The sequence below is a fragment of the Streptomyces sp. 4N509B genome (assembly GCF_052245655.1).
GTDB lineage: Bacteria > Actinomycetota > Actinomycetes > Streptomycetales > Streptomycetaceae > Streptomyces.
The window spans coordinates 40172-48659 of record NZ_JBQQBZ010000049.1; the positions used below are offsets into that span (position 1 = coordinate 40172).

8 protein-coding genes and 2 pseudogenes are annotated in these 8488 nt (G+C 73.6%); 6 read left to right on the plus strand and 4 right to left on the minus strand.

All coding sequences use genetic code 11. The features are described from left to right. Window positions 1-160 precede the first annotated feature (160 nt). Window positions 161-1825, minus strand: a complete 1665-nt coding sequence (thiC, locus tag ACTWP5_RS29265) for a phosphomethylpyrimidine synthase ThiC (protein WP_443224185.1) — start codon at window positions 1823-1825, stop codon at window positions 161-163. A 195-nt stretch (window positions 1826-2020) separates the two neighbouring features. On the opposite strand from thiC, the gene ACTWP5_RS29270 reads away from it, so the two are divergent. After that, window positions 2021-3553, plus strand: a complete 1533-nt coding sequence (locus ACTWP5_RS29270) for a YibE/F family protein (RefSeq protein WP_443224174.1) — start codon at window positions 2021-2023, stop codon at window positions 3551-3553. Here the strand turns inward: ACTWP5_RS29270 and ACTWP5_RS29275 are convergent. Continuing rightward, on the minus strand, window positions 3522-3731 hold the full coding sequence (locus ACTWP5_RS29275) for a DUF5326 family protein (RefSeq protein WP_443224175.1): 210 nt from the start codon (window positions 3729-3731) through the stop codon (window positions 3522-3524). The two genes, ACTWP5_RS29270 and ACTWP5_RS29275, sit on opposite strands and share 32 nt — an antisense overlap. 146 nt (window positions 3732-3877) lie before the next feature. Further along, a complete protein-coding gene (locus ACTWP5_RS29280) occupies window positions 3878-4195 on the minus strand; it encodes a cupin domain-containing protein (protein ID WP_443224176.1) in 318 nt (105 codons plus the stop codon). A gap of 51 nt (window positions 4196-4246) precedes the next feature. On the opposite strand from ACTWP5_RS29280, the gene ACTWP5_RS29285 reads away from it, so the two are divergent. The 5 genes and pseudogenes from ACTWP5_RS29285 to ACTWP5_RS29305 all read left to right on the plus strand — a co-directional run bounded on the left by ACTWP5_RS29285 (window position 4247) and on the right by ACTWP5_RS29305 (window position 8073). Next, window positions 4247-4618, plus strand: coding sequence for a phage holin family protein (locus tag ACTWP5_RS29285; protein ID WP_443224177.1), 372 nt, complete (start codon window positions 4247-4249; stop codon window positions 4616-4618). Window positions 4619-4708: 90 nt separating this feature from the next. Next, a pseudogene (locus ACTWP5_RS29290) lies at window positions 4709-5185 on the plus strand (low molecular weight protein-tyrosine-phosphatase); the annotation flags it as partial. Between the two features lie 209 nt (window positions 5186-5394). Further along, on the plus strand, window positions 5395-6285 hold the full coding sequence (locus tag ACTWP5_RS29295) for a fructosamine kinase family protein (protein ID WP_443224178.1): 891 nt from the start codon (window positions 5395-5397) through the stop codon (window positions 6283-6285). Further along, window positions 6282-7493, plus strand: a complete 1212-nt coding sequence (locus tag ACTWP5_RS29300; protein ID WP_443224179.1) for a cystathionine gamma-lyase — start codon at window positions 6282-6284, stop codon at window positions 7491-7493. The genes ACTWP5_RS29295 and ACTWP5_RS29300 overlap by 4 nt, the downstream gene beginning before the upstream one ends. Window positions 7494-7539: 46 nt before the next feature. Further along, window positions 7540-8073, plus strand: a complete 534-nt coding sequence (locus ACTWP5_RS29305; RefSeq protein WP_443224180.1) for an NUDIX domain-containing protein — start codon at window positions 7540-7542, stop codon at window positions 8071-8073. A 62-nt stretch (window positions 8074-8135) separates the two neighbouring features. Here ACTWP5_RS29305 and ACTWP5_RS29310 read toward each other — a convergent pair. Beyond that, window positions 8136-8488: pseudogene (locus ACTWP5_RS29310) on the minus strand (hypothetical protein); the annotation flags it as partial.

Consider the following 8488-nt stretch of genomic DNA (forward strand, 5'->3'; position numbering starts at 1 on the left):
GCCGCTGAGGAGTGACGCGACGCCCCCGGTGTGACACCCACACCGATGACCTGCGTCACACCCGTGTTCCAGCGCGCAGAAACGCCCCCACAACCGCTGTGGGGGCATTTCCACTCAGGCGTTCTCTTCAGGACCGGGGTCCCGTCTCACGCCTCGCTCCTCACTCCGCCAACGGCAGGTACACGCGGTTCCCCGCCTCCGCGAACTCCCTGCTCTTGGCCAGCATCCCGGCCTCGATCTCGTCGTCCGTGAGGGAGTCCGAGGCCTCGGATCCCGGGCCGTACTTCTCGATCACGGCCTTGCTGATCCTCATCGAGCAGAACTTCGGCCCGCACATCGAGCAGAAGTGCGCCGTCTTCGCCGGCTCGGCCGGCAGCGTCTCGTCGTGGAAGGCGCGGGCGGTGTCCGGGTCGAGCGAGAGGTTGAACTGGTCCTCCCAGCGGAAGGCGAAGCGGGCGTCGGACAGCGCGTCGTCCCAGTCCTGGGCGCCGGGGTGGCCCTTCGCCACGTCGGCCGCGTGCGCCGCGATCCGGTACGTGATCACGCCCGCCTTCACGTCGTCCCGGTCCGGCAGCCCGAGGTGCTCCTTGGGCGTGACGTAGCACAGCATCGCCGTGCCCCACCAGGCGATCATGGCCGCGCCGATGCCCGAGGTGATGTGGTCGTAGCCGGGCGCGACGTCCGTGGTCAGCGGGCCGAGGGTGTAGAACGGGGCGTCGTCGCACAGCTCCCGCTCCAGCTCGACGTTCTCCCTGATCTTGTTCATCGGCACGTGGCCGGGGCCCTCGATCATCACCTGCACGTCGTGCTCGCGCGCGATCCCCGTCAGCTCGCCCAGCGTGCGCAGCTCCGCGAACTGCGCCTCGTCGTTGGCGTCGGCGATCGACCCCGGGCGCAGCCCGTCGCCGAGGGAGAAGGTGACGTCGTAGGCGGCGAAGATCTCGCACAGCTCCGCGAAGTGCGTGTAGAGGAAGCTCTCCCGGTGGTGCGCGAGGCACCAGGCCGCCATGATCGAGCCGCCGCGCGAGACGATGCCGGTCCGACGGCGCGCGGTCAACGGCACGTAGCGCAGCAGCACGCCGGCGTGGACCGTCATGTAGTCCACGCCCTGCTCGGCCTGTTCGATCACGGTGTCGCGGTAGACCTCCCAGCTCAGCTCCTCCGCCTTCCCGCCGACCTTCTCCAGCGCCTGGTAGATCGGCACGGTCCCGACGGGGACGGGGGAGTTGCGCAGCACCCACTCGCGGGTCTCGTGGATGTCCCTGCCGGTGGACAGGTCCATGACGGTGTCGGCGCCCCAGCGCGTGGCCCACACCATCTTGTCGACCTCCTCCTCGATGGAGGAGGTGACGGCGGAGTTCCCGATGTTGGCGTTGACCTTCACCAGGAAGTTCCGGCCGATGATCATCGGCTCGACCTCGGGGTGGTTGACGTTGAGCGGCATCACCGCGCGGCCGGCGGCGAGTTCGTCGCGGACGAACTCCGGCGTGCGGTTCTCGCGGATCGCCACGAACTCCATCTCGGGGGTGATCTCGCCGCGTCGGGCGTACGCCCGTTGCGTGACGGGCGGGCGCTCGCCGCGTGCCGCGCGCTCCGCGAGCCAGGCCGCCCGCAGGGGTGGCAGGCCGCGGCGGACGTCCGTGGTGACGGTGGGGTCGGTGTAGGGGCCTGAGGTGTCGTAGAGCGTCACGTCCCGGCCGTTCGTCAGGTGCACGCGCCGCACCGGGACCCGGATGTCCGGGCGGGAGCCGGTGAGGTGGTCCTTGTGCGCGCCGATCGGCCTGGTCGTGGACGTGGAGTTGGTGGGCGCGGAGTTCGTGGGCATGGAGGGGGTGGTGTCGGTCATCGGACCTTCTTCCTACGCCGGCATTACCCGGTCAGGTTCGGCGGTCGGCGCGGCGGTAGCGCCCTCTCAGCCCCGTGCCCGGAGCTCCCGCGGTGTGACAGTCGCCCACCCACGCTAACGGCACGTCGGCCGCGCCGGCCAGAGGGCCCTGGGCGACTACGCGATGATCGGAAGGTGACGACGCCTCCCGACGACAACTCCCCCGGCCACCACCGAGGCCACGGGCCCCAGCACGGTCCCGGCCACGGACCGGCGCCAGGACCGGGTCCACGACCAGGGTCCGGGCCCGGTCCCGGCAGCGGTCACGACCCGAGCCGGCCACGGAACCCGTGGCCGCAGCCGCCACCCCGGCCGCCCGCCCCCGCCCGCCCGCACGGGCAGGCCGACGCCCACGGGCACGCGCACGCCCACGCGCACGGCCACGGCGGCCCGCCCGCCCCCGTCTCGGCCCACCTGCGCCGTGTCATCGCCGCCGTGCTGATCCCGTTCGCCGCCGTCGTGGCCGCCGGCATGGTGCTGCTGTGGCCCGGCGGCACCCCCGAACACCAGGAGCGCACGGGCGTCGGCTTCGACCAGCAGACCGAGCAGGCCGAGATCACCGAGGTCCGCGTCGTCGACTGCGCGGACGTGGGCGTGCAGGTGCCGCGCGGCGTGACGGGGGAGTGCGAGCGGGCCACGTTCGAGGTCACCACCGGCCCGCACGCCGGCCGCGCCTTCACCGAGGTGGTGCCGCCCGACGCGGCCCAGCGCTACGAGGTCGGCCAGGGCCTGGTCGTCGCGTACGCGCCCGACGCGCCCCGGGAGTTGCAGTACAGCATCAGGGACGTGGACCGGCAGGCGCCGATGCTGCTGCTGGCCGCGGTCTTCGCGCTCGCCGTCGTCGCGGTGGGGCGGCTGCGCGGGCTGCTGGCGCTCGTGGGCCTCGTGGTGAGCTTCACGGTGCTGACCGTCTTCATCCTGCCGGCGATCCTGAGCGGCTCGAACCCGCTGCTGGTGGCGGTGGTCGGCGGCAGCGCGATCATGCTCGCGACGCTCTACCTCACGCACGGCGTGAACGCCCGCACGTCGGTCGCGGTCCTCGGCACGCTGGTGTCGCTGCTGCTGATCGGGGTGCTGGGCTCGTGGTTCATCGACTGGGCGCGGCTGACGGGCATCACGGACGACCAGGTCAGTCTCGTCCACAGCCTCTACCCCGACCTGGAGATCCGCGGCCTGCTGCTGGCGGGCATCCTCATCGGCTCGCTCGGCGTGCTGGACGACGTGACCGTCACGCAGACCTCGGCGGTGTGGGAGCTGAAGCAGGCGCAGCCGGGGGCGAGTTGGCTGACGCTGTACCGCTCGGGCATGCGGATCGGCCGGGACCACATCGCGTCGGTGGTCAACACCCTCGTCCTGGCCTACGCGGGCGCCGCGCTGCCGCTCCTGTTGCTGTTCACGATCGCGCAGAGCAGCGTGGGCACGGTGGCGTTCAGCGAGCTGGTGGCGGAGGAGATCGTGCGGACCCTGGTCGGCTCGATCGGGCTGGTGGCCTCGGTGCCGGTGACGACGCTGCTCGCGGCGCTGCTGGTCAGCGCCGACCGCTCGGGACCCGGGCCCGGCGAGAGCGGGCGCCCTTCCGTCCCGGACGGGGCACGGCCGGCCACCGACGGGACACGCCCGGTGACGGGCGGGCGCGCTACCAACCGCCGCCGGAGGAGGAAGAGGTGAACTTCCGCACCACGAAGATCAACACGGCCACGATGGCGACGAAGAGCAGCACCTTGAAGAGGAAGCCCACGAGCATGCTGATCAGGCTCACCAGCAGCGAGCCGAAGACGACCAGCGCGATCGCGGGGATGGCGATCCATCGCACCCACCACGGCAGCGCCATCAACGTGTCCTTCATGGCCTGGGGCTCCTCGCTCCGCTCACACGTCGTCTCACACCTCGATGCTATGCGGGCGGCACGGTCCGTGGCAGCCCTGCCGACCCCGGTCCTTCCCTGACCGTTCCCTGAGACGGACCCGGACGAAAGCGGGCCGATGTCCCCCGTTACCCCTCGGGTGGGGAGAAGACGACCATCACGCGCAGATCCTCCGTGATGTGGTGGAAACGACGCGGCACACCGCCCGGGACGAAGACGACGCTGCCGCGCGCCACGACCGTCGTCTCGTGCCCGACGGTGAGCGAGGCCCGCCCGCTGACCACGAAGAAGACCACGTCCTGGAGCTGCGGGCGCTGCGGGTCCTGCTGCCCCGCCGCCAGCGCGTAGAGGCCGACCGACATCGAGCGTTCGCGGAGGAAACGCAGGTAGGCGCCGTCGTTCGCGGCACGCTCCAGCTCCAGCTGGTCCAGCCGGAACGCCCTCATCGGCTCACACCCCCTGCCCGACCGTGGGGTTTGTCTGGAACGATCTCTCGCATGACGAGCATCCTTATCAAGTTCTTCGCCAACGCGGTGGCCCTGGCCGCGGCGGTCTGGATCGTGGGCGACATCACCCTCGGCGACTCCACCACGAGCGACTCCGACCGGGTGGTCACGCTGCTGGTCGTCGCGCTGATCTTCGGTCTGGTGAACCTCATCGTCAAGCCGATCGTGAAGCTCTTCGCGCTGCCCCTCCTCATCCTCAGCCTCGGGCTGTTCGCACTCGTGATCAACGCCCTGATGCTGATGCTGACGGCCGCGATCGCCGGGGACTCGTTCGAGGTCGACGGCTTCGGCGCCGCGTTGCTCGGCGGCCTGATCATCTCGATCGTCTCCTGGGCCGTGACCATGGTCCTCGACCGGGACTGACAGCGGAAGCGGACCAACCCGGAGCAACGGGGCCCCGATCCCGCCACAACGTGGGGGACGTATGGCGGATCATGACGGATCATGGCGGTCATGTACCGCATCTGTTTCGTCTGCACCGGCAACATCTGCCGTTCCCCGATGGCCGAGGCCGTCTGCCGCGCGCAGCTGGCCGCCCGTGGCCTCGACGCGCGCGTCGAGGCGTCCAGCGCCGGGACCGGCAGCTGGCACGCGGGCGAGGGCGCCGATCCGCGGGCGGAGGCGGCGCTGGCCGCCGCCGGGTACGAGCTGACGCACGTGGCGCGGCAGTTCAGGAACGGCTGGTTCGAGCGCTACGACCTCGTCGTCGCCCTCGACCGCGGGCACGAACGCACCCTGCGGCGCCTGGCACCCACCCCGGCCGCCGCGGCGCGGGTGCGGCTGCTGCGCTCCTACGACCCGGCGGCCACGACAGCGGGGGAGCTCGACGTGCCCGACCCCTACTACGGTGCCGACGCGGGCTTCGCCGCCTGCCTGAAGCTGGTCGAGGCGGCCGTTCCCGGGCTGATCGACGCGGTCGAGCAGGAGCTCGTCCGGACGACCACCGCCGACGGCACGGGAGCCGGCGGCAGGGGAGCCGGCGGCACGACCACCACGACCACGACCAGCACCGCCACGACCGCAACGACCACCACCACCGACAGCACGACGGCTCGCGGCGCGCGGGAGCGCGGTGCGCGCGGGCACGGCACGACAGAACACGGCACGACAGAGCACGGCACGGGAGAGAGGGACGACCGGTGAACCGGGACGAGGTACTGCGGCGCGTCGCCGCGTTGGTCGACGGCACGGGGGCGACCCCCACCGACGCCGAGGTGGTCACGGGCGGCGAGATCTGCGACGCCTACCGCGTCACCCTCGACGACGGCCACACCCTCTTCGCCAAGACCCGCGCCGACTCCCAGGACGACTTCTTCGTCGCCGAGGCCGAGGGCCTGCGACGGCTGCACGCCACCGGCACCGTCCCCGTGCCGCGCGTCCTCGCCGCCGACCCGGGGCTGCTGGCGCTCGAATGGATAGAGGGCGGCTCCCCCACCCCCGAGAAGGCCGAGCGCCTCGGCCGCGACCTGGCCGCCCTCCACGCCACCCCCGCCCCCCACTACGGCACGGCCGGCCCCCTCTACCTCGGGCCCGTGCCGCTGACCACCCCCACCCCGGCGCCCACCGAGCCCGCCGACTGGCCCGCGTTCCACGCCGAGCACCGCCTGCTCCCGCTGCTGCGCCTGGCGGTGGACAACGGCGGCATCTCCCCCGGCGACACCGCCGACGTCGAGCTGCTGTGCGACCGCATCGCCGAGGTCGCGGGGCCGCCACAGCCGCCCGCGCACATCCACGGCGACCTGTGGGCGGGCAACATCATCTGGACCGAGCGCCCCCACCTCATCGACCCCGCCGCCCAGGGCGGGCACCCCGAGGCCGACCTCGCCTTCCTGGAGGTGTCGAAGTGCCCCCACTTCGACCGGCTGATCGCCGCCTACGAGGAGGTCCGCCCCCTGCCGGGCCGCGCCGACCGCGCCCCGCTCCACCTGCTCCACCACGTCCTGATCCACGCCGCGCTCTTCGGCGGCCACTACGGGCCCGAGTCCGGTGAGGTCGCCCGCGCGGCCCTGGTGGGAGGCGGCGCCCCGTGACCGGCGACGGAACGCGCGCGGTGCGCGCCGGGCTGCCCGAGCCCACCGCCGGCGAGCCCTCGCTGCCGGGCCCCGTCCTCGCCGCCCACTACCACCTGCCGGGCGAGGTCGCGGCCACCCCGTACGGCTACGGCCGCCAGGCCAACCCCACCTGGACCGCGCTGGAACGCGCCGTCGCCGAGTTGGAGTCGCCCGACGCGCCGGCGGAGGCCGTCGTCTTCCCCTCCGGCATGGCCGCCACCAACGCCGTGCTGTTCACCGTGCTGCGGCCCGGCGACACCGCCGTGCTGCCGTCCGACGGGTACCAGCTGCTGCCGCGCCTGCGCGAGCGGCTCGCCGCGTTCGGCATTCCCACCCGCACGGCGCCGACCGCCGGCGACGCCCAGCTCGCGGCCCTCGACGGGCGGGACGGCGAGGGGGACGGCGAGCGCGGCGGCACGGGCGACGCGGGCGCGGGCACGGCTGCGGCCGGGGCCGGGGCCGGGAACGCGGCGCGGCTGCTGTGGCTGGAGACCCCGTCCAACCCCGGGCTCGACGTCTGCGACATCCGGCGCCTCGCCCGCGCCGCCCACGACCGTGGCGCGCTCGTCGCCGTCGACAACACCCTCGCCACCCCGCTCGGCCAGCGCCCCCTGGAGCTCGGCGCCGACCTCGCCGTCGCCTCCGGCACCAAGGCCCTGTCCGGCCACGGCGACGTGCTCCTCGGCTACGTCGTCACCCGCGACCCCGACCTGGCCGCCGCGCTGCGGGCCTGGCGCACCGAGGTCGGCGCGATCCTCGGCCCCGTGGAGGCGTGGCTCGCCCACCGGGGCCTGGCCACGCTCCAGCTGCGGACCGAGCGGCAGGGACACAACGCCCTGGCCGTGGCCCGCGCGCTGCGCGAGCGGCCCGAGGTGACGGGTCTGCGCCACCCCGGCCTGCCCGAGGACCCGGCCCACGCCGTCGCCGCCGCGCAGATGCGGCACTTCGGCTGCGTCGTCTCCTTCACCCTGCCCGACCGCGCCCACGCCGAGCGGTTCCTCGCCGCGCTCACCCTCGTCGACGACGCGACCAGCTTCGGGGGCGTGCGCTCCACGGCCGAGCGCCGCGCGCGCTGGGGCGGCGACCCGGTGCCCGAGGGCTTCGTCCGCCTGTCGGTGGGCGTGGAGGACGCGGCGGACCTCGTCGCCGACCTCCACCGCGCCCTCGACGCGGCCGCGCGGGCGTGACGGGAGTCATGGTTTCACCGCGGGGCCCACGGGCCACATGACCTCCATGACCCCGAGCCCCGCACAAACCGTGGTCAAACCGTCCGTGGTCAAACGCACCGCCCGCGCCATCCTCCTCGACCTTCCCGACGACCGGGCCGGCGAGGCCGAACTCATCGTCATCAAGCGCACGAAGCCGGGTCAGGACCCGTACTGGATCACCCCGGGGGGCGGCGTCGAACCAGCCGACAGCAGCGTCCTCGCCGCCCTCCACCGCGAGGTCTACGAGGAGCTCGGCGCCAGGGTCACGAACGTGGTGCCCGCCTTCGTCGACACCGTGCCGCACACGCCCGAGCCGGGCGAGGAGACCCCGCCGGGCCTGAAGGTGCAGCACTTCTTCGCCTGCCGGCTCGCCTCCATGGACCCGGCGCTGCGGCACGGGCCCGAGGTGGAGGCGCCGCGCGGCACGTACGAGATCGTCCGGCTGCCGTTCACGCCCGAGGGCGTGACCTCGGTCGAGGTGGTGCCGGCGTCCCTGCGGGTGTACCTCACGCGGAACATCCCGGGGATTCGGGCACTCCTCGCGCCCGACTTCCGCTGACATCCGCCACGGCGGGACGCGGCACGACGACGGCCTTCGGGTGCGACCTTCGGGTGCGGCCTTCAGGTGCGGTAGAACCAGCCTCCGCCGCCGCTCACCGGGCCACGGCGCTCGGCCTCCTGGAGCGCGCGTTGCGCCTCCGCCCGCCACGCGGCGGGGTCCGTGGGCGGCGCCTGGACGTTCCTCTCCGCATCCCTGTCCGCCGGTGGCCTCGTCCCCGTCCCCATGCCCGTGCCCGTGCCGGCTTCGGGGGCCGGGGTCGGCGCGGTGCCCCACGCGCCCGCCGCGGTGGGAGCCGTGACGGGGACCGGGGCCGGTGCGTGGGCCGGGGCCGGTGGGTGGGCGGGAGCCGGCCCCGGATCCGTCACCGGCGGGGTGGGAGCCGACGCGAGGGCCGGCGCGGACACGGGGGCTG

Excerpts from the sequence above, each read along its gene's own strand:
- thiC (WP_443224185.1), bottom strand. The coding sequence starts at position 1,825 with ATGCCCACGAACTCCGCGCCCACCAACTCCACGTCCACGACCAGGCCG.
- ACTWP5_RS29275 (WP_443224175.1), bottom strand. The coding sequence starts at position 3,731 with ATGAAGGACACGTTGATGGCGCTGCCGTGGTGGGTGCGATGGATCGCC.
- ACTWP5_RS29280 (WP_443224176.1), bottom strand. The coding sequence starts at position 4,195 with ATGAGGGCGTTCCGGCTGGACCAGCTGGAGCTGGAGCGTGCCGCGAAC.
- ACTWP5_RS29285 (WP_443224177.1), top strand. The coding sequence starts at position 4,247 with ATGACGAGCATCCTTATCAAGTTCTTCGCCAACGCGGTGGCCCTGGCC.
- ACTWP5_RS29305 (WP_443224180.1), top strand. The coding sequence starts at position 7,540 with ATGACCCCGAGCCCCGCACAAACCGTGGTCAAACCGTCCGTGGTCAAA.